This is a genomic window from Streptomyces sp. NPDC043680 (assembly GCF_056436685.1).
In genome coordinates, this window is the sequence record NZ_JBWKCE010000012.1 from 169,778 (window position 1) to 191,704 (window position 21,927).

Below are 21,927 nucleotides of genomic sequence, written 5' to 3' on the forward strand. Positions count from 1 at the left end.
TATACGATCCCCTGTATTGATATACAGCCGCCCCCGGCCGACCGCCTCAGACCGCGTCCCGCTCCACCGGGCAGCTCATGCACCGCGGCCCTCCCCGGCCCCGGCCGAGCTCGCTGCCCGGGATCTCGATCACCTCGATGCCCTGCTTGCGCAGGTGGGTGTTGGTGGTGACGTTCCGCTCGTACGCCACCACCACCCCCGGCTCCACGGCCAGCACGTTGCAGCCGTCGTCCCACTGCTCCCGCTCCGCCGCGTGCACGTCCTGGGTGGCGGTCAGCACGCGGATGGCGTCCAGCCCGAGGGCGGCGGCGATGGCCCGGTGCATGTGCTCGGGCGCATGGTCGGTCACCTTGAGCTCCTGCGTCCCGGAGCCCGGCTCGATCGTGTAGGAGCGCAGCATGCCCAGTCCCGCGTACTGAGTGAACGTATCTGCGTCGACCATGGTCATCACGGTGTCCAGGTGCATGAACGCACGGCGCTTGGGCATGTCGAGCGCCACGATGCTGGTGGCCGACCCGGCCGCGAACAGGCCGCGCGCCAGCATCTCCACCGCCTGCGGCGTGGTCCGCTCGCTCATGCCGATGAGCACCGCGCCGTTCCCGAGGACGAGCACGTCGCCGCCCTCGATGGTCGAGGGGTAGTCCGCCTGGCCCTGGGACCAGTAGTGGAAGGCCCCCGAGGTGGTGAAGAGGGGGTGGTGCTTGTAGATCGCCTCGAAGTGCACCGTCTCGCGCTGCCGGGCCGGCCAGCGCATGGCGTTGATGGACACCCCGTCGTAGATCCACGCGGAGGTGTCGCGGGTGAAGAGGTGGTTGGGCAGCGGCCCGAGCAGGAAGTCGTCCAGTTCCATCGCGTGGAAGCGGACCGACACCGGCTCGGCGTGCCGCTCCAGGTACTCGCGCTTGGTCATCCCGCCGACCAGCGCCTCGGCCAGGTCGGCCGAGGGCAGTCCGTCGAAGACGGCGCGCAGGTGATCGGTGGCGAGCGGCCCGTACTCCTTCTCGTGGAACACCCGGCCCAGGACGAGGTGCCTCGCCTCCGGGATGTCCAGGGCCTCGCACAGCAGGTCACCGAAGAGGTGGACCTCCACCCCCCGGTCGCGGAGCACGTCCGCGAAGCCGTCGTGCTCCTGGCGGGCCCGGCGCACCCACAGCACGTCGTCGAAGAGCAGTGCGTCCTTGTTGCTCGGTGTGAGCCGCTTCAGCTCCAGGTCGGGCCGGTGGAGGATGACGCGGCGAAGCCGCCCGGTCTCGGAATCGACATGGAATCCCATGGCGTACACGTTCGCAGACCGGACGGCTTTTTGATGTGGCGTTGGCTCAGGAGCCCCTGCGGACCCCCGCGCCGCCGCCGTCCCGGGCGCCTCAGCGCAGGCCGAGGAGCGCCGCGGGGGTGCCGATGAGCTCCGGGGTGGTCAGGCCGAGCTTCGGGGTGGTGAGGTCCGGGATCCCGAAGTTGGAGCCGTTCGGCATCGTCAGCGGGGCTCCCAGGACGGCGCCCGGGGTCCGGGTGACCAGGTGGGTCGCCGGGGCCTCCAGCGAGCCCTCACCGTCCGTGCTCGGTTCGCCGAGCAGGTTCGGCACCGGCGAGGTGACCAGGGTCCGGCCGAGCTCGGTCTTGATCGGCACCACCGGGAGGAGAGGGCTGGGGAGCAGGTCCCCGGTGTGCAGGCGGGGAGCCTCGGGGGCGCCGACGGCCGGTACCGGGACCGCGGTGGCCACGCGCGGAGTGTCCACGCCCAGCGTGGTCTTCACGGCGTCCAGGGGGACACCCACCGGCACCGAGTCGGCCATGGCCGGGGTGGCAGCGCCGGCCGCGGCCATACAGGTCATGAGCGCCGCAATGCTTCCGCGCGCGGTCATCTTCATAGGTGACGTTCCGTCCTTCCAGGGTCGCGGACATTCCGCTCCCTGGATGAACGATCCCGCCGGTGGTTTTCCGGGCGTTCTCCGGGAAAGTTCCCCCATACGACCTAATTCGGGGCCGTACGGGGTCACGGGATTTACGGCACGCCGGTCCCGGCCGTCACAGCCGGGGGTCGACCGGCTCCGATTCCAGGGCGAGCACCGCGAAGACCGCCTCGTGCACCCGCCACAGCGGCTCCCCCGCCGCCAGCCGGTCCAGCGCCTCCAGCCCCAGGGCGTACTCGCGCAGGGCGAGCGAGCGCTTGTGGCCGAGGTGGCGGTGGCGCAGCTGCTCCAGCTGCTCCGGCCGCGTGTACTCCGGGCCGTAGATGATCCGCAGGTACTCGCGCCCGCGCACCTTGACCCCCGGCTGCACCAGGCGGCCCCTGCCGTCCCGGGCGTAGGCCTGGAGCGGCTTGACGACCATGCCCTCGCCACCGGCCGCCGTGAGCTCCAGCCACCAGTCGGTGGCGGCGCGCACGGAGGCCTCGTCGGCGGTGTCCACCAGGATCCGGCGGGTGCGGCGCAACAGGCCGGTGCCGGCCGGCCGGCCGGGGTCGTCGGCCTCGACGAGCCGGTCCAGCCAGAACAGCTGCTCGTCGTGCGGCACGGCGGCCAGCGACCGGCCGGCGGCCGCGAGCAGCTGGAAGGGCGCGAAGCGCACGCCGTCCAGCCCGTCGGTGCTCCAGCAGTAGCGCCGGTAGGCGTCGGTGAAGCGCGCGGCGTCGGCGGCCCGCTCGCGCTGGCGGGCGAGCAGCCCGGCCGTGTCGACGCCGCGGCCGGCCGCCGACTCCAGGGCGGCGACGGCGTCCGGGAAGACGGCGCGGGAGGCCGCGCCCACGGCGGCGTACTGGTTGCGCAGCAGACCGGTGGACTTCAGCGACCACGGCAGCAGTTCTCCGTCGAGCAGCAGCCAGTCGGTGGCCAGTTCCTCCCACAGGCCGGCCTCGGTGACCGCCGAGCGGATCCGGGTGAGGACCTCCTCGGTGACCTCCGGATCGGTGAAGAAGGGACGGCCCGTGCGGGTGTAGACCGATCCGGTCGGGCCCTCGACGCCGAACCGCTCGCGGGCCGCGGCCGGATCCTTGCAGACCAGGACCGTCGCCCGGGAGCCCATGTGCTTCTCCTCGCAGACCACCTGGGCGATGCCGTCCTTGCGGTACTGGGCGAAGGCCTCGGCCGGGTGCTCCAGCCAGCCCTCCAGCGCCGAGGTCGCCACGGGCGCCATGGTCGGCGGCAGGTACGGCACCAGCCGCGGGTCGGCGGCGAAGCGGCTCATGACCTCCAGGGCGGCCGCCGCGTTCTCCTCGCGCACGGTGACGTTGCCCAGGTGCCGGGTCTCCACGATCCGGCGCCCGTGCACGTCGGCCAGGTCCAGCGGGCGCGGCTCGCCGGGCTGCGGCGCCGGGGCGAGCGGCCGTACGGGCTCGTACCAGACCTTCTCGGCCGGTACGTCGACCAGTTCGCGCTCGGGCCAGCGCAGGGCGGTCATCCGGCCGCCGAAGACGGCGCCGGTGTCCAGGCAGATGGTGTTGTTGACCCAGGACGTGTCCGGGACCGGGGTGTGGCCGTAGACCACGGCCGCCTTGCCGCGGTACTCCTCCGCCCACGGGTAGCGCACGGGCAGGCCGAACTCGTCCGTCTCGCCGGTGGTGTCCCCGTACAGGGCGTGCGAGCGGACCCGGCCGGAGGTGCGGCCGTGGTACTTCTCGGGCAGACCGGCGTGGCAGACCACCAGCCTGCCGCCGTCCAGCACGTAGTGGCTGACGAGGCCGCGGATGAACTCCCGCACCTCCTGGACGAACTCCTCCGGCTCCCGCTCCAGCTGCTCGATCGTCTCGGCGAGGCCGTGGGTGCGCTGGACCTTGGCACCCTTGAGGTAACGGCCGAGCTTGTTCTCGTGGTTCCCCGGCACGCACAGGGCGTCGCCGGCCTTGACCATGCCCATGACCCGGCGCAGGACGCCCGGGCTGTCGGGGCCCCGGTCGACGAGGTCGCCGACGAAGACCGCGGTGCGGCCGGCGGGGTGGACGCCGTCCTCGTAGCCGAGCTTGGCGAGCAGGGCCTCCAGCTCCGAGGAGCACCCGTGGATGTCGCCGATGATGTCGAAGGGGCCGGTGAGGTGGGTGAGGTCGTTGAAGCGCTTCTCCCGTATGACCTCGGCGGCTTCGACCTCCTCGACGGTGCGCAGGACGTGCACCTTGCGGAATCCCTCGCGCTCCAGGCCCCGCAGGGAGCGCCGCAGGTCGCGCCGGTGGCGCTGGATGACCGCGCGCGGCAGCCCGGACCGGTCGGGGCGGCCCGCGTTGCGCTCGGCGCAGACCTCTTCGGGCAGGTCGAGGACGATCGCGATGGGCAGGACGTCGTGCTCGCGGGCGAGCCGGACCAGTTGGCGGCGGGCCTCCTGTTGCACGCTGGTGGCGTCGATGACCGTGAGGCGGCCCGCGGCGAGACGCTTCCCCGCGATGTAGTGCAGGACGTCGAAGGCGTCCTTGCTGGCGCTCTGGTCGTTCTCGTCGTCGGAGACCAGGCCCCGGCAGTGGTCGGAGGAGAGGACCTCGGTGGGTCTGAAGTGCTTGCGGGCGAAGGTGGACTTGCCCGATCCGGTGGCCCCGATCAGGACGACGAGGGACAGGTCGGTGACGGGAAGTACGCGCTTGCTCTCGGGGGTGGTCATGCTGCCTCGCCCTCCTTCGGGGTGTCGGTGGTGTGAGTGGTGGCTGTGGTGTGGGTGGTGGCTGTGGTGTCTGTGATGTCGTCTGGGGTGTCGGTGGTGACACGGGTGAACACGGCCATCTGGGTAGGCGGTCCGACCTCGGGGTCGTCGTCGCCGACGGGCAGGAAGGCGACCTCGTACCCGTGGCGGGCGGCCACGGAACCGGCCCAGCCGCGGAACTCCTCGCGGGTCCACTCGAAGCGGTGGTCGCCGTGCCGGACGTGTCCGGCGGGCAGGGTCTCCCAGCGGACGTTGTACTCCACGTTCGGGGTGGTGACGAGGACCGTGCGGGGGCGGGCCGCGCCGAACACCGCGTACTCCAGCCCCGGCAGCCGCGCCGGATCCAGGTGCTCGATGACCTCGCTGAGCACGGCCGCGTCGTAGCCGGCCAGCCGCTTGTCGGTGTAGGCGAGGGAGCCTTGGAGCAGCGTCACGCGCGCGCTCTGCCGCTCCCCCATCCGCTCCAGCCGCAGCCGCCGGGCCGCGATGGACAGGGCCCGCATGGACACGTCCATGCCGACGATCTCGGTGTACGCGGGGTCCTTGAGCAGTGCCTGCACCAACTGGCCCTGGCCGCAGCCGAGGTCCAGCACGCGCTGGGCGCCGGCGGCCTGCAGCGCGGCGAGGACCGCCTCGCGGCGCTGCACGGCGAGCGGTACCGGCCGCTCCTCGGTGTCGCGGCCCTCGTCGACCGCGTTGTCGAGCTCCTCGACCTCGCTGCCGTCGGCTTCGGCGAGCCGGACCAGCTCCAGCCGCTCCAGGGCGTCGCGGGTGAGCCGCTTGTGGCGGGCCAGGTAGCGGGAGGTGATCAGCCCGTTCTCCGGGTGCGCGGCCAGCCAGCCGTCTCCGGCGCGCAGTAGCTTGTCCACCTCGTCGGGGGCCACCCAGTAGTGCTTGGCGTCGTCGAGGACGGGCAGCAGGACGTAGAGCTGGCGCAGCGCGTCGGCGAGCCGCAGCTCCCCCTCCAGGGTGAGCCGCACGTACCGGGAGTCGCCCCACTCGGGGAACTGCTCGTCCAGCGGCACGGGTTCGGCCTGGACGAGGTCCCAGCCGAGCGGACCGAACAGCCTTCGCACCAGCTCCGCGCCGCCGCGCGCGGGCAGCACCGGGATCTCGATCCGCAGGGGACGGGCCTGCCCGGGCAGTTCCGGCCGGGCGGTGCACTGCCCGCCCAGGGCGCTGCGGAAGACGGCGCTGAGGGCGACGGCGAGGAGCGAGGAGGCGGCGTACGGGCGGTCGTTGACGTACTGCGCGAGCGCGGCGTCGGGAGCCCCGCCCCGGCCCTTGCCCTGCCCCCGGCGCACGAGGGCGACCGGGTCCACCTCCAGCAGCAGCGCGGCCGTGCACCGCTCGGCGGTGGCCTCGGGATAGAACACGTGGGCCGTGCCGTGGGAGGTGGTGAACGCCTGCGCCTTCTCGGGATGCTTGTGCAGCAGGAAGCCCAGGTCGGTGGCCGGGCGCTCGGCGCTGCCGGTGGTGGAGATCGTCAGGAACATGCAGCTCAGCATGACCGCCGCCTCTTCCCGAGGCCACCGGATTTACCCCCGTCGCCGCCCGGCCCCGTCAGGCCGCCGTCCGGCGCCCGGGACCCCGATGTGGGCAAGTGCCCGCCGCCCGTGCGCACGGCGCTGTACCGTCCGCGGAACGACGTCGTTCGACCGCGTTCCCGTGCCCAGGAGGGCCTCCCCGGGTACCCGCCGCAGCCCTACCCTCCCCAGCCCGTGCCCGCGGGCGGCAGACGCCCGGCGAGTGCGGCGATGAGGGGTGGGCCGATGCGGCAGCAGCCGCCGATGAGACGGGCACCCGTGTGCTGCCAGGCCGTCGTGGGCCAGGGCGCCGGGTCGGGCGGGGGCTCCCAGGTCTGCGTGGTGGCGTCCCAGACGGAGCCGTCGTTGGGGTAGGCCAGCAGCGGTTTGGCCGTCACCGACGCGGCGGCCTCCAGGGCGGGCAGGACGTCCGCGGGGTCGCAGCAGTTGACGCCGAGCGCGATGATCTGCGGGGCGTCGGCGGCGAGGGCGAACGCCTCGGCCAGCGGCCGTCCGGAGCGGGTGCGGGAGCCGGCCACCGTATAGCTCAGCCAGGCGGGCGCGCCGGTTTCGGCGAGGACGGTGAGCAGCGCCTCGGCCTCATCGGGGTCGGGGAGGGTCTCCAGGGCCAGGACGTCCGGATCCGCGGCCATCAGGGCCTCGATGCGGGGGCGGTGGAAGTCCGCCAGTTCCCGCACGCTCAGGCCGTACCGGCCGCGGTACTCGGAGCCGTCCGCGAGCACCGCCCCGTACGGGCCGACGGAGGCGGCCACCCACACCTCGTGGTCCGCCGCCTGCGCCGCCCGGTCCGCGAGGGCGACGCTGCGGTGCAGCAGGGCCGTGGTCGCGGCCCGGTCGTGGCCGTGGGCGGCGAAGGCCTCGTACCCGACCTGGTAGCTCGCGGTGATCAGCACCTCGGCACCGGCCCGCGCGTACGCGGTGTGGGCGGCCTCCACCTGGTCGGGCCGCTCGGCGAGCACCCGGCCCGACCAGAGGCCGCCGGACAGGTCGCATCCCTGGTCGGTGAGCTGGTTGCTCAGGCCGCCGTCCAGGAGCACGGCCCGGTGGGCGAGGGCCTCGGCGAGCGGGGCGGATGCTCGGGGCATCGGTTTCCCCCCTCCTCAGCCGAGCTGGGGCAGCACCTGGGCCGAGATCAGCTCCAGGTGGTCCAGGTCGTCGAGATCGAGCAGTTGGAGGTAGACGCGGGAGCAACCGATGGCCTCGTAGGCGCCGATCTTCTCCACGACCTGCGCGGGGGAGCCGGCCAGGCCGTTGGCCTTGAGCTCGTCCACGTCCCGGCCGATGGCGGCGGCCCGGCGGGCCACCTCGGCGTCGTCCTTGCCGACGCACACGACGAGGGCGTTGGAGTAGACGAGCTCGTCGGGCTTGCGCCCGGCCTCCTCGGCCGCCCGGCGGACCCGGTCGAACTGCCGTGCACTGTCGGCGACCGACGCGAACGGCATGTTGAACTCGTCGGCGTAGCGGGCGGCGAGGCGCGGGGTGCGCTTGGCGCCGTGGCCGCCGATGAGCACGGGCACCTTGGCCTGGGCGGGCTTGGGCAGGGCCGGGGAGTTCTCCACGCGGTAGTGGGTGCCGGCGTAGTCGAAGACGGCCCCGGGAGCGGTCGCCCACAGCCCGGTGACGATGGCCAGCTGCTCCTCCAGCCTGGCCATCCGATCGGCCGGGAAGGGGATGCCGTACGCCTTGTGCTCGTCCTCGAACCAGCCTGCGCCCAGCCCCAGTTCGACCCGGCCCCCCGACATCTGGTCGACCTGTGCCACCTGGATGGCGAGCACGCCGGGCAGCCGGAAGGTACCGGCCGTCATGAGCGTGCCGAGCCGGATCCGGCGCGTCTCGCGGGCGAGGCCGGCGAGGGTGATCCAGGCGTCGGTGGGGCCGGGCAGGCCGTCCGCGGAACCCATCCGGAGGTAGTGGTCGGAGCGGAAGAAGGCGTCGAATCCGAGGTCCTCGGTGGCCTTGGCCACGGCCAGGAGCGTGTCGTAGGTCGCGCCCTGCTGGGGCTCGGTGAAGATGCGGAGATCCATGCCCCCATCCTGCCTCTGCGACCCCTGCCGGGTGAATCTGCGTCAACGCGGCAGCTCGCCCCCGGCCCCGCCAGTGACCGGCCCGGATGGAGATCGTTGGCTCGGACGGAGCCGGACCGCCCGGCCCGCGCGCCGGCGGCCCCTCGCCGGTGCTCCACCGCCCCCTTCCGCTCCGGAAGGGCCAGGGCCGAGGAGGCCGCCATGTCCCACGAGTCCGTGCCCGAGCACGCTGGACAGACCGGACAGGCAGCACACGACCACCTACGCCAGGAGCCGGCCCCCGCGGTGGCCGCGGGTGCCCCGGGCGGCGCGCCGAAGGGCCTGCTGCAGCAGATGGAAGAGCTGATGGCCGCGCTGAACGCCGACCTGTCGCAACTCGACGCCGACCTCCAGTCCTCCCAGACCTCCCAGTCCACCCGGTCCTCCGCGGACCGCGCCCCGGATACGCCCACGATCCCGGGCGGCCCGGCGCCCGAGAGCGAGCGCCCCACGTACCGGTCGCTGTGACCGCGCGGGTCCCGTCGCGCGCGACGGGACCCCGTCGCCTCCGCGGCGTGCGCGGGACATGATCCCGTAGCTCCGCGTCTCACGCGGTACGTGATCCCGTGGTCCCCGTCAGGCCACTCCGGATGCGGACCCCCGTTCCCGGACGGCCATCCGGCGCAGGATCGCCCGGACGCGGTCGCTCGACTCGTCGGCCGCGTCGATGGACTCCATGCACTGCCAGTACAGGCCCTCGTCGTCCGTCCCGCAGGCCACGCCGACCAGGGCTATCCCCACTTCGCCCAGCAGCACCTGGAGCCCGAGCAGCGCCTGCCGGACATCCGCCACCTCCGTGAGCTGCGCGGCTCTCGGCGGATAGTCGGGCGCACTGCCCTCTCCGCGCACGGCGGCTCTGTCGAGCACGCCGCAGCCTCTGCCTCCCGCTTCACCCAGTCCCCGTGCCTCCGCTCTCAACTCCGGCGGCCCGGTGACCGCCAGCCAGCCGCCTATCCCCTGCGCGAGTGCCTGGGTCTGCCACGCCTCGCCCACGATGTCCATCGCCGCCCCGCTCTGTGCCAGCGCGTGCCGGCCGACCGCGATGAGCCGTACCGCATCCATATGCCGTCCCCCGTCCGCACGACATCCGCCGTTCCCTCCACTACCCAGAGTGAGGGCAATGCGCCAGTAAAGCCAGGGGTATTCGGAAATCTCTGGACACAAACATGGTTGGGGATGACGCCATCACTCCGAAGAGTGACGATTCGAGGTCGGATTCTCCGCGACCGGGAAGCGGAGCTCGTTCCTTTCGATCTTCGCGGCGAGCGCATCCAGCACATCCACCCCGAGAACCTCACAGAATTGCAGCAGGTAAGCGAGCACATCGGCCACCTCATCGGCCACGCGATGGGCGGATTCCGGCTTCTCCATGACCTTCGCCGACTGCTCCGGGGTCAGCCACTGGAAGATTTCGACCAGTTCGGCCGCCTCGACGCTCAGTGCCACCGCCAGGTTCTTGGGCGTGTGGTACGGCTGCCAGCCGCGGGCCGCCGCGAAGTCGGCCAGGCGCCGCTGGAGTTGGTGCAACCGCTCGGCCGGCTCCGGCGCACCTGAGTGCGGCTCCCCGGCGGCCGGTGCGGTGTCTTCATCATGCGTGTCGCTCATGTCCCAGGTCTACCACCGTCACCCCCGGGATCCCGCGCGCGGTGTCGGCACACGCCTCACCCACCGCCGCGACCAGTCGGATGTGGCCGCGCCCGCAGGCCAGCTGGGCGAGGCGCAGCAGTTCGGCGCTCTGGCGCCGGTCCAGTGCGCGGTCGAAGCCGTCGGCGAGGACCGTCAGAGCCTGGCGGGCCGCGAGCAGTTCGGCGGCCGGGTCCACGGCCAGCACCCCGGGGCCGGTCAGCAGGACGAGCGCCAGCGCGAGGAAGCGCAGCTCGCCCGCGCCGAGCCGGCCCAGTTCGGTGCCGGGCCAGGCGGGACCGCGGTCGAGCAGGGCCGTGACCGGGCCGTTCACTGGAGTCCGTACGTCCAGGCCCCGCACCGGGCCCGCACAGCCGGTCTGCGCCGCCCCGGCCAGCATGGCGTGGCGGGTGCCGCATTCGTGGCGGGTCCGGCGCAGTACGTCGGCCAGGTTGGCGCAGTCGCGCAGCAGCCGGCCCTCTCCCTGCGGGACGGGGGCGCGCATCCGCTCGGGGCTCGGGTCACAGGGGAACACCGACCGCAGCGCGACCACCACCTGCTCGGCGGCGGCCAGGACCTGGCGCTGCCCGGCCGTGGCCCCGGCCACGCGCAGCGGCAGCAGGGCGGTCCCGAGCCGGTCGTCGGGCAGCGGGGCGCGGGTGACGCCGGTGCTACCGCCGGTCAGCCAGGCGGCTTGGACGGAGCTTCGGCCGGGGTCGCGCAGGGCGGTGCTGAGGAGGACCTGCCCGCCGCCCGAGAGCCGTTCACCGACGATCCGCAGGACAGGTTCGGCCTGTACGGCGAGGTCCAGGCGCACCGGCCCGGCGGGCCCCTCGACCGTGCAGCCGATCCGGAACCCGCGCCGGCCCTCCTCGTCGGGGAGGGCCCGCTCGGGGATGCGGGCCGAGGCGTCGGGGAACGCCTCCTCCAGGACGGCGCCGGAGGCGAGGGCGGAGAGGGCCTCGTACGCGGCCAGCGCCTGGGACTTTCCGCTGCCGCTCGGCCCGGTGAAGAAGGTGACGGGCCCGAGCGCGAAGCGGGCGGCCCGGTGCGAGGCGAAGGCCGAGAGGCGCAACTCGGTGACGGCAGGCCGCTGATGACCCCCCTGCACGGGCACCACGAGCCCCACCCCGGACGCGGCCACCGCGGAGTCGGGCCCGGCGGCGCGGGCCGACACACCTGCGGGCGCCGCGGCGGCACCGGTCCCGGCGGCAGGCTCCGCATCTGCGGCAGGCACGCCGCCGAAAGCCGCTCCAACGCCGGGCACGGCCGCGGAGGCAACGACCGCGGCAGGCCCGGCGGCGGGAGCCGCAACTGCGGCAGGAGCGAGCACTGCGGGCACGGCGGCGCCGGACGCGCCCGCGGGGGCTGCGACTTCGGGAGGCTCGGCTGCGCGCGCCGCGCTGTCGCCGGGCTCCGCCGCGGGTGCCGCGTCGGCGGCGGGCACGGTTGCGGGGTGCGCAGCAACGCCGGGTGGGGCTGCGGGGGAAACGACGGCACCGGCCGTGACGCCGTCGGGCGTGGCTGTTCGGGGTTCGGGTAAGTCCGTGTGCGTGGGGGGATTCATGCGGCGGACGGTACGGGCCGCCGGACCCTGCGCGAGTCCGGCGAACCGTTCCGGCGCCGTGAGCTTCCTACGATCGGGGGACGGCCGCGGCCGCGATTCCCTCGACCTCGGTCCCGACCGGCGCAAGCAGGAAGACATTCCGATCGACGCGGTGCATTCCGCTGCCCAGCCCGAAGACCACACCGCTGCTGAAGTCCAGAATCCGCTTGGCCACTTCGCTGTCCGCGCCGGTGAGGTCGAGCAGCACCGGGATCTGCGCGATCAGGTACTCGGCCACCTCCCGCGCGTCGGCGAAGACCTGGACCCGGATCACGACGAAGCGCCGCTGTTCCGCCGCGGACGCCCCCGGGGCGGCGGGGATGGTCCGGTGGTCCACCCGGGAGGGCCACTCGTTGCGACTGCGCAGGGGGACCACCTGCGCGAGCCCCTCCCACTGTTCGTCCGTGACGTCGTACCTGCTCACCGGGCCGCCTCGGCCGTGCGCTTCATGTGCATCCCGCCATCTTCTCGCGTTTCACCCGTTCAGCCCAACAACGACACGAGGACGCGAGGTTTCCCCCGGAGACGGGATGGATTAGGTTAGGCAACCCTAACCGCCCAAGACCGTCCCCGGACGAGGAGAGATCCGCATGCGCATGCCCGGTGCCCCCGACGCCTCCGTGACACCCGCCGCCGACCTCCGCCCCACCCCCGCCGAGCGGATCCGGTCGGTCCTGGCCGCCGCCCACTCCATGACCGTCGTCACCGACTGCCTGCGCACCGAGGTGCGCCACCTCGACGGCACCGACCCGCTGAGCCGCCTCCACCTCCACCCGGCGGTGCCCGGCGCCGCCGGCGAGCACCGCCCCGCCGTCCGCCTGGAGTTCACCGACCTCGTCCCCACCCCCGCGCGGGACCGGGTGCGCGCCCGCGTGACGATCCTCGGCCGCCTGCTCACCCCCCACGCCGAAGCCGACGCCACCGGCACCTCCGACGAGGGCTCTCCCGCCACCTGCATGGAGTTCGCCCAAGCCGTCCTGGAGACCCCCGACGGCCGCTCGTACACCGGCCTCGACGAGCTCGACGCGGCCCGGCCCGACCCGCTGGCCCCGCACGAGGCCGGGATGCTCACCCACCTCCTCGCCGACCACGCCGAACTGGTCACCCTCCTGCTGCGCCTGGTCCCCCCGCGTCCCGACGCCCCCGCCCTGGTGCGCGCGCTGCCCGTCGCCCTCGACCGGTACGGGATCACCCTGCGCCTGGAGCACCGCAGCGGCCACCGCGACGTACGCCTGCCGTTCCCCTCCCCGCTGGACGACGTCGAGCAGTCCGGCGCCCAGATGCACGCCCTGTTCAGCGCGGCCCGGCGCCGCTCGCACCGCAACAGCCTGCCCGCCTGAGGAATGCCGGCGGAGTGCCTGAGGAATAGGCGCGCCTCGCACCCCGTTGGGGGTGATCATGAAGGCCATCGCATACACCGCATACGGAACTCCCCCGGCTCTGAACCTCGTTGACGTACCCCGACCCAAGGTGGGCCCCGGCGAGGTGCTCGTCCGCGTCAAGGCGGCCGGTGTCAACCCGGTGGACTGGAAGATCGCCGCCGGATTCGTCGACCCGCTCTTCGAAGTGCGCTACCCCGTCATACCCGGCTGGGACGTCGCCGGTGTCGTCGAGGCGGTCGGCCCCGACACCTTCGACCACGCCGTGGGCGACGAGGTGTTCGGCTACGTCCGCAAGGAGTGGGTGGAACTCGGTACTTACGCGGAGCTGGTTTCCGCCCCCGTGCGCACGCTCGCCCGCAAGCCGCGCGCCCTCGGCTTCGAGGAGGCGGCGGGGATCCCGCTGGCGGGGCTGACCGCCTACCAGTCCCTGACCCGCGTCGGCGCCGGTGCCGGCGAGACCGTCGTCATCCACTCGGCGGCGGGCGGCACCGGATCCCTCGGCGTGCAGATCGCCGTCGCCCTCGGGGCGCGCGTCATCGGAACTGCCGGCGCCCACAACCACGACTTCCTGCGCGGCCTCGGCGCCGAACCGGTCCTCTACGGCGAGGGCATGGCGGACCGGATCCGCGCCCTGGCCCCCGGCGGCATCGACGCCGGTCTGGACTTCTACGGCGACGGCGGCGTCGAGGTCCTCCAGTCGCTGGTCAAGGAACGCAGCCGGGTCGTGTCGATCGCCGACCAGGAGGCCGCCGCCAAGGGGGCGCACCAGCTGTGGGTCCGCCCGGACAGCGCCGACCTGGCCTTCCTGGCCGACCTCGCCGACCGGGGCGCGCTCACCGTCCACGTGGAGCACGCGCTGCCGCTCGCCGAGGCCGCCAAGGCCTGGGAGCTGAGCGCCGCGGGCCGCACCCGCGGGAAGATCGTGCTCACCGTGTGAACGCCGGCCTGCCAGGGTGCTGCCGCAATCCGCGGTCCCGGGGCACCCGGGCCGGTGGGCCGGTGGGCCGGTACGCCCGTACGAGAGGAGCGGCGGCGCCTGCACCCGCCCCGGCGCCTTGGGGGCCCGGTCCGCCACCTACGACGAGTACGTCACACAGCCTCCGTGGCGTACCGGTTCGCCGGGCGGGGCAGGCCGTAGTTCTCGCGCAGGGTGGCCCCGGTGTAGTCGGTGCGGAACAGGCCCCGGCGCTGGAGGATCGGGACGACGTGGTCGACGAAGTCGGTGAGGCCGGCGGGCAGGACGGGCGCCATGATGTTGAAGCCGTCGGCGGCGCCCCGGGTGAACCACTCCTCCAGCTGGTCGGCGATCTGCTCGGGGGTCCCGGCGAAGACCCGGTGGCCGCGGCCGGCGCCGAGGCGGGCGATCAGCTCGCGCAGCGTGAGCCCGTCGCGGCGGGCGAGCTCGGCGACGAGGGTGAAGCGGCTCTTGTTGCCGTTGATGTCCCGCTCCTCCGGGAGTTCGGGCAGCGGACCGTCGAGGGGGAGGCCGGTGAGGTCGGTGCCGAGCATGCCGGAGAGCTGGGCGAGACCGTACTCCGGCACCTGGAGGTCGGTGAGCTGCTGCTCCAGGGCCTTCGCCTCGGCCTCGGTGGAGCCGATGACCGGCGCGATCCCGGGCAGCACGAGCAGGTCGTCCTCGCTGCGGCCGTACTTGGCCAGGCGGGACTTGAGGTCCTTGTAGAAGGTCTGCCCGTCGGCGAGGGTCTGCTGTGCGGTGAAGACGGCCTCGGCGTACTGGGCCGCGAACTCCTTGCCGTCCTCGGAGGAGCCGGCCTGTACGAGGAGGGGGTGGCCCTGCGGGGAGCGGGGCACGTTCAGCGGGCCGGCGACGCCGAAGTACTCCCCGCGGTGGGCGGCGGGGTGCAGCTTGTCGGTGTCGGCGTAGATGCCGCGCTCCTTGTCGAGGACGATCGCGTCGTCCTCCCAGCTGTCCCAGAGCTTGGTCGCGACGTCGAGGAACTCGCGGGCGCGGTCATAGCGCAGGCCGTGCTCCAGGTGCTCCTCCTGGCCGAAGTTGCGGGCTTCGTCGACGGTGCCGGAGGTGACGATGTTCCAGCCGGCACGGCCGCCGCTGATGTGGTCGAGGGAGGCGAACTTGCGGGCGAGGTGGAACGGCTCGTTGAAGGTGGTGGAGACGGTGGCGATGAGCCCGATGTGCCCGGTGACGGCGGCGATGGCGGACAGCAGGGTGAGCGGTTCGAAGCCGCCGAGGGCGTTGTAGCGGGCCTTGCCCCAGAGGGCGAGCCCGTCGGCGAAGAAGACCGAGTCGAGCCGTCCGCGCTCGGCGGTCTGCGCCAGCTCCTGGAAGTACTTCAGGTCGGTGACCCGCTCGGGGCTGCTCGCGGGGTGGCGCCAGGCGGCGTCGTGGTGGCCGGCGTTCATGAGGAAGGCGTTGAGGTGGAGGGTCCGGGTGGTCATGTCTCGTCCTCGGGTCGGGGTCGGGGTCTGGCGCGGGGGCGCTGCGCGGGTGGGTGGGTGTGGGGCGGCTGCGGGCCGCCGAGCCCCTCGTACGGGCCGTACGGCCCGTACGGCGGTGGGGGCGGCGACGGCCGCCGGCGCGCCCTGGCGGCAGGGCGCGCCGGGTCGGCTCAGGCGGGGACGCGCCAGAGGCTCAGGCGGCGTTCCACCGTGACCAGGAGCTGGTTGAAGGCCACACCGATCGCGGAGATCGTGATGATGCCGGCGTACATCTGGGGGATGGCGAAGTTGAACTGCGAGGCGTTGATCAGGTAACCGAGGCCCGCCTTGGCGCCGATCATCTCGGCGGCCACGAGGACCAGGATCGAGACGGCACCGGCCAGTCGGATGCCGGTGAAGATCGCCGGGACGGACGCCGGGAGGATCACCTTCTGGAAGAGCCGCGGGGTGGAGAGGTCCATGGAGCGGGCCAGTCTCACCAGCGTGGGGTCGGCGTTGCCGACGGCGCTGATGGTGTTCAGCAGGATCGGCCAGACGCAGGCGTAGACGACGATGGAGACCTTCGAGGTCTCGCCGATGCCGAGCAGCAGCACGAACACCGGCAGCAGTGCGAGGGCCGCCGTGTTGCGGAACACCTCCAGCAGCGGGCCGAGGAACGCCGCCACCGGGCGGTACCAGCCGATGAGCAGGCCGAGCGGGACGGCGAGGACGACGGCGATGCCGAAGCCGCCGAAGGAGCGCGCGAGGCTGGCCCGGGCGTGCTCGCCGAGCTGCCCGTCGATCAGCAGTTCCCACCAGGCCTTGGCGACCTCGCTGACGGGCGGGAGGAAGGTGGCGTCGACGAGCCCGAGCCGGGGCGCCGCCTCCCAGAGCAGGAGCAGGGCGAGGAGGGCGGCGGAGCGCAGGGCGGCGGAGCGCAGCCACCGCCCGGCCGCCCCCGCGGCCCGCGCAGCCGGCCCGCGCACCGGCTCGGGCGCGGTCGCCGCGGTCTCCCGTACGGCCGACTCGTCGCGCCGGAGCGGGGTACGGCGTACGACACCGGCCTGCGCGGCCGGAGCACCTGCGGCCGAGACCGGGGCCGGGGCCGAAGCCGGGGACGGGGCCGAAGCCAGGGACGGAGCGCCCACGGACGTGGCGGACGCCGGCGGCGGAGGCGGGGTGTGGGTTTCGGTGCTCATGCGGTGACCTGCTCCTTCTCCAGTTGCCGGGCACGCGCCACCTCGTCGTGGAGCAGGGTCCAGATCTCGTGCCGGTAGCGGGCGAACTCCGGGGTGGAGCGCACGTCCTCGCCCCGGGCTCCGAGCGCGACGGGGACCACCTCCTTGACCCGGCCGGGGCGGGAGGTGATGACGGCCACCCGCTGCCCCAGGTACACGGCCTCCTCGATGCCGTGCGTGATGAAGACGATCGTCTTGCCGGTGCGCTGCCAGATGCGCAGCAGCTCGTCCTGCAGGGACTCCCGGGTCTGGGCGTCCAGCGCCGCGAACGGTTCGTCCATGAGCAGCACGTCCGGGTCGTAGGCCAGCGAGCGGGCGATCGCGACCCGCTGGCGCATGCCGCCGGAGAGTTCGTGCGGGTGGCGGTCCTCGAAGCCGGTGAGACCGACCAGGTCCAGGAACTCCCGGGCCCGCGCACTGCGTTCACGGCGTGGTACGCCCGTGGCCTCCAGGCCGAATTCGACATTGCCGAGCGCGGTCCGCCAGGGCAGCAGCGCGTACTGCTGGAAGACGACGCCCCGGTCGAGCCCGGGCCCGGTCACCGGTCTGCCGTCGAGCAGGATCCGGCCGGAGGTCGGTCCGGTCAGGCCGCCGAGCAGGTCGAGCAGGGTGGATTTCCCGCAGCCGCTGGGCCCCACGACCACCACGAACTCGCCCGCCTCGATCTCCAGGTCGATGCCGTCGAGGGCGGTGAACTCCGCCCCACCCCTGCCCCTGCCCTTGTCCTTGGTCGGGAAGGTCTTCGTCACCGACTCGAACACGATCTTCGCCACCGCCGGTCAGCCCTTTCCGTAGCCGTTGAACTGGTTGGTGTAGAGGTCCGCCGGCTTCAGCCGGCCGGCCTTGAGCTCGCCGCGCTCGGTGAGCCAGTCGATCCAGAGCTGGAACTCCTTGTCCTCGATCCGGCCGCCCGTCACGGCGACCCCGTACGAGCGCCAGTACTGGAGGGTGGACGTGTCCTCGTTGCGTCCGCGCTTCTTGACGATCTCGGTCATACGGGCGATGACCTGCTCGCGCGGGGTGGTGCGGGACCACTCGATGGCCTTGGCGACGCCGGTGGTGAAGGTCCGTACGGTGTCCGGGTTCTCCTTGATGAAGCGCTCGGTCATCACGTACGTGCCGGCGCTGAACCTGCCGAGGAGGTCGAAGTCGCTGAACAGCGGGCGGATCCCGCCGGTGGCCAGGGCCTTGTCGCGCAGGACGCCACCCAGCACGCCCACCTCGATCTGCTTCTGACGCAGCGCCTGCTCGGTGTTGACGGGCGGTACGACCAGGGCCTCGACCTTGGCCGCGTCGGCCTTCGACAGGCCGTTGCGCTTGAGGTAGATGTCGAGCAGGGCCTGGGAGTGGGCGCCCAGGGTGTTCATGCCGACCTTCTTGCCGATCAGGTCGCGGGCCGAGCGGATCGGGCTGTCCTCCAGGACGTAGTAGCCGCTGTACGCCGATTCGTCGACGCCGTAGTAGGAGAGGACGGCCTTGATCGGGGCCTTGCTCGCGGCGAGTTTGACGACCGCGCCGTTGAAGGCCCCGCCGAAGTGGATCTGGCCGGTGGCGGCGGACTGGATGTCCTGGGGGCCGCTGATGGTGTTGCCCACCCAGTCCAGGGTGAGGTTCCCGAGGAGGCCGAGGTCGGCGGCGAGCTCGGGCAAGGTCACCTGACCCACCCAGCCCTGGTACTTGAGGGTGGTGACCTGGCGGCCCGAGCCGCCGGTGGCGGTGGCCGTGCCGCAGCTCACCGCGGCCGCCGAGATGCCGAGCAGGGCGAGGAACTGGCGTCGGGAGGTGGAGGTCGGGACAAGTGCTGCGGACATGGCGGTTCCTTGGAGGTGTCGTCAGGGGGCGGTCGTGAGGGCGCCGCGGTGGCCGGCGGGGACGGGAGCGGGGGCGGGGACCGGAGCCGGAGCGGGAGCGGGGACGGCAGCGGGGGCGTGGGACCGGACGGCTTCGGCGAACTCGTCGACGGCCTGGAAGAGGTCGAGTTCGGCCTCGGGCCGCAGCCGGTCCGGGCCGTTACCGCGCTCGACGGCGGAGTCCAGGACGAACCGGCCGGCGGTGACGTGCCGGGCGCCGAGGGCGGCGAGCACGGGGCGCAGGGCGTAGTCGAGGGTCAGGACATGGGCGAGGCTGCCGCCCGTGGCGATCGGCAGCACCGTCTTGCCGGCCAGCCCGTCCTGCGGGAGCAGGTCGAGGAAGGCCTTGAGCAGGCCGGTGTACGAGGCCTTGTAGACCGGGGTCGCAACGACGATCCCGTCGGCTTCGGCGACGGCTTCCAGGGCCCGGCGGATCTCGGGCGCGCCCCGGCGGCCGGCGAGCAGATCGGCGGCGGGCAGCTCCCGTAGGGCCAGGTGGGCGGTGTCGAACCCGGCGTGGGAGAGGCGGTGCAGCACGTGGTCGGCGACGACCGCGGTGCGGGAGTGGAGGGAGGGGCTGCCGGAGAGGGCGAGCAGGGTGCGCACGGGGGCTCCTTCGTACGGAGGGGACGGGACGCTTTCGGATCAGGCGCCGGTGGAAGCGCCGGTGGAGGCACCGGTGGAAGCGCTGGTGGAAGCGCCGGAGGGGATCCCGAAGGACGGGTCCGGGACGGCCTCGGGGCTGATCAGCCGGGACGGCACCCCGTCGGGGCCGACCGGGACGTCGCCGTCGACGGTGACGCGGCGCAGGGTGCGCTCGTGGTCGTCGGAGTCGTCGACCCCGTAGTGCTGGGTGGCGCGGTTGTCCCAGATCGCGACGTCACCGGCCCGCCACTGCCAGCGCACGGTGTTCTCGGGGCTTTCGATGTGCGCCTGGAAGAGGTCCTGGAGGATGCGGGAGTCGCGGCCGGTGAGTCCGGTGATGCGCTGCACGAAGTTGCCGAGGAGCAGGCTGCGTTCACCGGTCTCGGGGTGGACGCGGACGACCGGGTGCTCGGTGAGGAACTTCGTGGAGGTGAACACCTCCCGGTACTGGGCGAGGGCCTCGGGGAGCGCGTCGGGCCGGAGGGCGGCGTAGTCGTACTCGTTGGAGTGGACGGCGCGCAGGCTGTCGGCGAGGGCGCGCAGCGGTTCGGGCAGGTTGGCGTAGGCGGTGGCGGTGTTGGCCCAGAGGGTGTTCCCGCCGTACGGCGGGATGGTGACGGCCCGCAGCACGGAGAAGGCGGGATAGGCCGGGACGAAAGTGACGTCGGTGTGCCACTGGTTGGCGCGGGCGCCGTGGTGGGAGTCGATGCCGAGGGCGTAGCGGCCGTCGGCGGAGGGCACGGTGGGGTGGGCGACGGGCGTGCCGAGGAGTTGGGCGAAGGCCTCGTGCGAGGCCTCGTCGAGGTGCTCCTGGCCGCGGAAGAAGACGACCTTGTGGGCGAGGAGGGCGGCGCGGATCTCGGCGACGGTCTCGGGGGCGAGCTCGCCGCCGAGCCGGACTCCCTCGATCTCGGCGCCGATACGGCCGCCGATACGGGTGACGGTGAGCTGCCGGGTGGCGGTGGTCATGATGGCTCCCTGGTTTATTTCCGCAGCGGAAGAAATGCGGATGCGCAGCGGTGCGGCGCGGACGGGTGGCGGCGGAACGGGTGACGGACGGGTGCCGGCGGAAGGGCCCTACGGCCGGCTACGGGTGCCGGAAGGCTGCGGACGGCCGGCGGCGGACGGGACGGCGCAGGACCGCGACGGCAGGCAGATGGTGACGGGCCGGCGGCGGCGGACGGCCCGGGACCGGGCCGGCGCGTGCAGGAAGGGGCAGGCGCTCAGGCGCGGCGCGGGGCCGGACAGCGGCCCGGACACGAACCCGGCGCCGTACAGGCGCGGGGGGTGCGGAGCCGCGGGAGGAAGAGCTCGGTCGCGGACATGGCTCGGAGCCTGTCAGCGCCCCGCACCCCGGTCAACCCCCGCCGGATGCCCGGCCGGGAGGTCTCCGACCGGACCCCCGCAACCTGCGTGAGCTGGGCTTTCCTTGTCGCCACGGCGTTGCCGACAGCCGCGTGACGGCCGAAAACCGTGGCCGGATTTCACGTTCCCGCAACGCCCTTGGCATGCGCCGTTGCCGGGACCCGTGGTGCGGGGGCCGCGCGGGGGCGGCAGCGGAGCGCGGGGGCCGGGGGCGGTGTAATACGTAGGGCGCCGGCACCGGGCCGGGGGCCCAACGCCTCACCCCTGCGGCCCACTTTCCGCCGGACCACGGGCCCGGCCCGAACGCCACGCCCCCCCAGCCCCCAAGTCCCAGAGCCCCAAGCCCCAGAACCCCCGAACCCCCGAGCAGGAGCCGCCCCGTGACCCGCATCGCCGGTGACAGCCGCGCCGACGCCAATGCCGCCGCCGTGCTGCGGACCGTGCTCACCCACGGCCCCGTCGCCCGCAGCGGCATCGCGCGGATCTGCGGCCTGAGCCCCGCCGCGGTGTCACGGCAGGCGACCGGTCTGCTCGCCGGCGGCCTGCTGCGCGAACTGCCCGACCCGCCGGGCGCCGGCACCGGCACGGCCGGCCGGCCCCTCGTCCCCCTGGACCTGAACACGGGCGCCGTCTCCGGTCCCGTCGCAGCAGGGCTGCACATCGGCGTGCCCGCCTCCACCTTCAGCCTCGTCGACCTCCGCGGCGCGATCCTCGCCCGCCGCAGGCTGCCCCATGCGGACCTCCACCCCGACACCCTCCTTCCTGCTCTCGCCTCCCGACTCGGGTCCTTCCTTGCGGAGTTCGCGAACGGCCGCCCCCTGATCGGGCTCGGGGCGGCCCTCGGCGGCTGGGTCCGCCCCCACGACGGGGTGGTGGTCCGGCACGCCGCGCTGGGCTGGCACGACGTGCCCCTCGCCGCCGAGCTCGCCGACCGGCTCCGGCTGGCCGTCCGGGTCGACAACCACGCCCGCGCCGTCGCCCACGCCGAGATGCTCTTCGGCCGCCCCGAGGCCCGCAGCAGCCTGGTGCACCTCTTCATCGGCAATGTCGTCGACGCCGCTTTCGGCATCGAGGGCACGGTGCACCAGGGCCCGGGCGCGGCCGCCGGCGATGTGGCCCATCTGCCCGTCCCGGGATCGCGGACCCCCTGCCCGTGCGGGCGCACCGGCTGCCTCCAGGCGGCTGCCTCCGACACCGCGCTCGGCGCCGAGGCCGTGCGCCGCGGCATCGTGCCCGAACCTTCCGTCCCCCTGCTCGTCGACGCCGCGGCCACCGGCGACCCGCGCGCCGACCGCCTGCTGCGCGAGCGCGCCCGCGCCGTGGGCCGGGCCGCGGCCCTGCTCCTGGACGTGTTCAACCCGGCGGTCATGGTCGTCTCGGAACTGTCGAGCGTGCTCCACGAGGGCTACCTGGAGGAGATCCGCCAGGCGGCCGCCACCCAGGAGGGCCGGATCGTCTCCCCGCACGCGGGGCCCGCCGTGCTCCCGGTGGCCGCCGCGGCGGTGCTGCTCGATCCGCTCTTCCGTGCCCCCACCCATCTCAATTGAGAGGGCGAGATCACATCCGGTCACGCTAGTAGATCTAAAGACCG

The 21,927-nt window shown here is 73.4% G+C and carries 20 protein-coding genes; 4 read left to right on the plus strand and 16 right to left on the minus strand.

Going from position 1 to position 21,927, the window contains the following annotated elements; all coding sequences use genetic code 11:
- Nucleotides 1–46: 46 nt before the first annotated feature.
- The 6 genes from AC0666_RS23595 to AC0666_RS23620 form a co-directional block, all read right to left on the minus strand.
- The gene (locus tag AC0666_RS23595; protein ID WP_361713926.1) at nt 47–1,273 is read right to left on the minus strand and encodes an arginine deiminase; all 1,227 of its coding nucleotides are present in this window, start codon (nt 1,271–1,273) and stop codon (nt 47–49) included.
- 91 nt (nt 1,274–1,364) lie between these two features.
- Nucleotides 1,365–1,862: a hypothetical protein gene (locus AC0666_RS23600; RefSeq protein ID WP_478708241.1), complete on the minus strand. Its 498-nt coding sequence runs from the start codon at nt 1,860–1,862 to the stop codon at nt 1,365–1,367.
- 163 nt (nt 1,863–2,025) lie between these two features.
- Nucleotides 2,026–4,581 (minus strand): polynucleotide kinase-phosphatase, encoded by a 2,556-nt coding sequence (locus AC0666_RS23605; protein ID WP_478708242.1) that lies wholly within the window; start codon nt 4,579–4,581, stop codon nt 2,026–2,028.
- Nucleotides 4,578–6,116 carry a 3' terminal RNA ribose 2'-O-methyltransferase Hen1 gene (locus tag AC0666_RS23610; RefSeq protein WP_468971492.1) on the minus strand — a complete coding sequence of 513 codons (1,539 nt, stop codon included), beginning with the start codon at nt 6,114–6,116 and terminating at the stop codon, nt 4,578–4,580. The genes AC0666_RS23605 and AC0666_RS23610 overlap by 4 nt, the downstream gene beginning before the upstream one ends.
- Before the next feature lie 209 nt (nt 6,117–6,325).
- Entirely contained in the window at nt 6,326–7,252 is a 927-nt protein-coding gene (gene mmuM / locus AC0666_RS23615) for a homocysteine S-methyltransferase (protein WP_468971490.1), read from the minus strand.
- A gap of 15 nt (nt 7,253–7,267) precedes the next feature.
- Nucleotides 7,268–8,191 carry an LLM class F420-dependent oxidoreductase gene (locus AC0666_RS23620; protein ID WP_468971488.1) on the minus strand — a complete coding sequence of 308 codons (924 nt, stop codon included), beginning with the start codon at nt 8,189–8,191 and terminating at the stop codon, nt 7,268–7,270.
- A gap of 201 nt (nt 8,192–8,392) precedes the next feature.
- Here AC0666_RS23620 and AC0666_RS23625 point away from each other — a divergent pair, with 201 nt between their 5' ends.
- A complete protein-coding gene (locus AC0666_RS23625; RefSeq protein WP_468971486.1) occupies nt 8,393–8,698 on the plus strand; it encodes a hypothetical protein in 306 nt (101 codons plus the stop codon).
- A 108-nt stretch (nt 8,699–8,806) separates the two neighbouring features.
- Here the strand turns inward: AC0666_RS23625 and AC0666_RS23630 are convergent, their stop codons facing one another.
- The 4 genes from AC0666_RS23630 to AC0666_RS23645 form a co-directional block, all read right to left on the minus strand.
- Nucleotides 8,807–9,292 (minus strand): DUF6099 family protein, encoded by a 486-nt coding sequence (locus AC0666_RS23630; RefSeq protein WP_468971484.1) that lies wholly within the window; start codon nt 9,290–9,292, stop codon nt 8,807–8,809.
- A 123-nt stretch (nt 9,293–9,415) separates the two neighbouring features.
- On the minus strand, nt 9,416–9,835 hold the full coding sequence (locus tag AC0666_RS23635) for a nucleotide pyrophosphohydrolase (RefSeq protein ID WP_468971482.1): 420 nt from the start codon (nt 9,833–9,835) through the stop codon (nt 9,416–9,418).
- On the minus strand, nt 9,819–11,090 hold the full coding sequence (locus tag AC0666_RS23640) for an AAA family ATPase (RefSeq protein WP_468971480.1): 1,272 nt from the start codon (nt 11,088–11,090) through the stop codon (nt 9,819–9,821). The genes AC0666_RS23635 and AC0666_RS23640 overlap by 17 nt, the downstream gene beginning before the upstream one ends.
- Nucleotides 11,091–11,487: 397 nt before the next feature.
- The gene (locus AC0666_RS23645; RefSeq protein ID WP_356847217.1) at nt 11,488–11,883 is read right to left on the minus strand and encodes a cell division protein SepF; all 396 of its coding nucleotides are present in this window, start codon (nt 11,881–11,883) and stop codon (nt 11,488–11,490) included.
- A 166-nt stretch (nt 11,884–12,049) separates the two neighbouring features.
- Between AC0666_RS23645 and AC0666_RS23650 the strand changes: the two genes are divergently transcribed.
- Together AC0666_RS23650 and AC0666_RS23655 are read left to right on the plus strand one after the other, a co-directional pair.
- Nucleotides 12,050–12,799, plus strand: coding sequence for a DUF2470 domain-containing protein (locus AC0666_RS23650; protein WP_468971478.1), 750 nt, complete (start codon nt 12,050–12,052; stop codon nt 12,797–12,799).
- A 58-nt stretch (nt 12,800–12,857) separates the two neighbouring features.
- Complete coding sequence (locus tag AC0666_RS23655; protein WP_478708243.1) at nt 12,858–13,778, plus strand: NADP-dependent oxidoreductase; 921 nt, start codon at nt 12,858–12,860, stop codon at nt 13,776–13,778.
- A 152-nt stretch (nt 13,779–13,930) separates the two neighbouring features.
- Here the strand turns inward: AC0666_RS23655 and AC0666_RS23660 are convergent, their stop codons facing one another.
- The 6 genes from AC0666_RS23660 to AC0666_RS23685 form a co-directional block, all read right to left on the minus strand.
- On the minus strand, nt 13,931–15,259 hold the full coding sequence (locus tag AC0666_RS23660) for an LLM class flavin-dependent oxidoreductase (RefSeq protein WP_468971474.1): 1,329 nt from the start codon (nt 15,257–15,259) through the stop codon (nt 13,931–13,933).
- Nucleotides 15,260–15,429: 170 nt separating this feature from the next.
- Entirely contained in the window at nt 15,430–16,437 is a 1,008-nt protein-coding gene (locus tag AC0666_RS23665) for an ABC transporter permease (protein WP_468971472.1), read from the minus strand.
- A complete protein-coding gene (locus AC0666_RS23670; RefSeq protein ID WP_468971470.1) occupies nt 16,434–17,249 on the minus strand; it encodes an ABC transporter ATP-binding protein in 816 nt (271 codons plus the stop codon). Before AC0666_RS23670 ends, AC0666_RS23665 begins: the two co-directional genes overlap by 4 nt.
- Nucleotides 17,250–17,255: 6 nt before the next feature.
- A complete protein-coding gene (locus AC0666_RS23675) occupies nt 17,256–18,287 on the minus strand; it encodes an ABC transporter substrate-binding protein (RefSeq protein ID WP_478708244.1) in 1,032 nt (343 codons plus the stop codon).
- A 21-nt stretch (nt 18,288–18,308) separates the two neighbouring features.
- Entirely contained in the window at nt 18,309–18,932 is a 624-nt protein-coding gene (gene ssuE, locus AC0666_RS23680; RefSeq protein WP_468585310.1) for an NADPH-dependent FMN reductase, read from the minus strand.
- Between the two features lie 39 nt (nt 18,933–18,971).
- Entirely contained in the window at nt 18,972–19,940 is a 969-nt protein-coding gene (locus tag AC0666_RS23685) for a TauD/TfdA dioxygenase family protein (RefSeq protein WP_478708245.1), read from the minus strand.
- Nucleotides 19,941–20,716: 776 nt separating this feature from the next.
- On the opposite strand from AC0666_RS23685, the gene AC0666_RS23690 reads away from it, so the two are divergent.
- Nucleotides 20,717–21,883, plus strand: a complete 1,167-nt coding sequence (locus AC0666_RS23690) for an ROK family protein (protein ID WP_478708246.1) — start codon at nt 20,717–20,719, stop codon at nt 21,881–21,883.
- Nucleotides 21,884–21,927: the final 44 nt, after the last annotated feature.

What these genes read in the sequence shown, in the direction of transcription:
- AC0666_RS23595 (WP_361713926.1), bottom strand. Translation starts at nt 1,273, where the DNA reads ATGGGATTCCATGTCGATTCCGAGACCGGGCGGCTTCGCCGCGTCATC.
- AC0666_RS23600 (WP_478708241.1), bottom strand. Translation starts at nt 1,862, where the DNA reads ATGACCGCGCGCGGAAGCATTGCGGCGCTCATGACCTGTATGGCCGCG.
- AC0666_RS23605 (WP_478708242.1), bottom strand. Translation starts at nt 4,581, where the DNA reads ATGACCACCCCCGAGAGCAAGCGCGTACTTCCCGTCACCGACCTGTCC.
- AC0666_RS23610 (WP_468971492.1), bottom strand. Translation starts at nt 6,116, where the DNA reads ATGTTCCTGACGATCTCCACCACCGGCAGCGCCGAGCGCCCGGCCACC.
- mmuM (WP_468971490.1), bottom strand. Translation starts at nt 7,252, where the DNA reads ATGCCCCGAGCATCCGCCCCGCTCGCCGAGGCCCTCGCCCACCGGGCC.
- AC0666_RS23620 (WP_468971488.1), bottom strand. Translation starts at nt 8,191, where the DNA reads ATGGATCTCCGCATCTTCACCGAGCCCCAGCAGGGCGCGACCTACGAC.
- AC0666_RS23625 (WP_468971486.1), top strand. Translation starts at nt 8,393, where the DNA reads ATGTCCCACGAGTCCGTGCCCGAGCACGCTGGACAGACCGGACAGGCA.
- AC0666_RS23630 (WP_468971484.1), bottom strand. Translation starts at nt 9,292, where the DNA reads ATGGATGCGGTACGGCTCATCGCGGTCGGCCGGCACGCGCTGGCACAG.
- AC0666_RS23635 (WP_468971482.1), bottom strand. Translation starts at nt 9,835, where the DNA reads ATGAGCGACACGCATGATGAAGACACCGCACCGGCCGCCGGGGAGCCG.
- AC0666_RS23650 (WP_468971478.1), top strand. Translation starts at nt 12,050, where the DNA reads ATGCGCATGCCCGGTGCCCCCGACGCCTCCGTGACACCCGCCGCCGAC.
- AC0666_RS23655 (WP_478708243.1), top strand. Translation starts at nt 12,858, where the DNA reads ATGAAGGCCATCGCATACACCGCATACGGAACTCCCCCGGCTCTGAAC.
- AC0666_RS23660 (WP_468971474.1), bottom strand. Translation starts at nt 15,259, where the DNA reads ATGACCACCCGGACCCTCCACCTCAACGCCTTCCTCATGAACGCCGGC.
- AC0666_RS23665 (WP_468971472.1), bottom strand. Translation starts at nt 16,437, where the DNA reads ATGAGCACCGAAACCCACACCCCGCCTCCGCCGCCGGCGTCCGCCACG.
- AC0666_RS23675 (WP_478708244.1), bottom strand. Translation starts at nt 18,287, where the DNA reads ATGTCCGCAGCACTTGTCCCGACCTCCACCTCCCGACGCCAGTTCCTC.
- AC0666_RS23685 (WP_478708245.1), bottom strand. Translation starts at nt 19,940, where the DNA reads ATGACCACCGCCACCCGGCAGCTCACCGTCACCCGTATCGGCGGCCGT.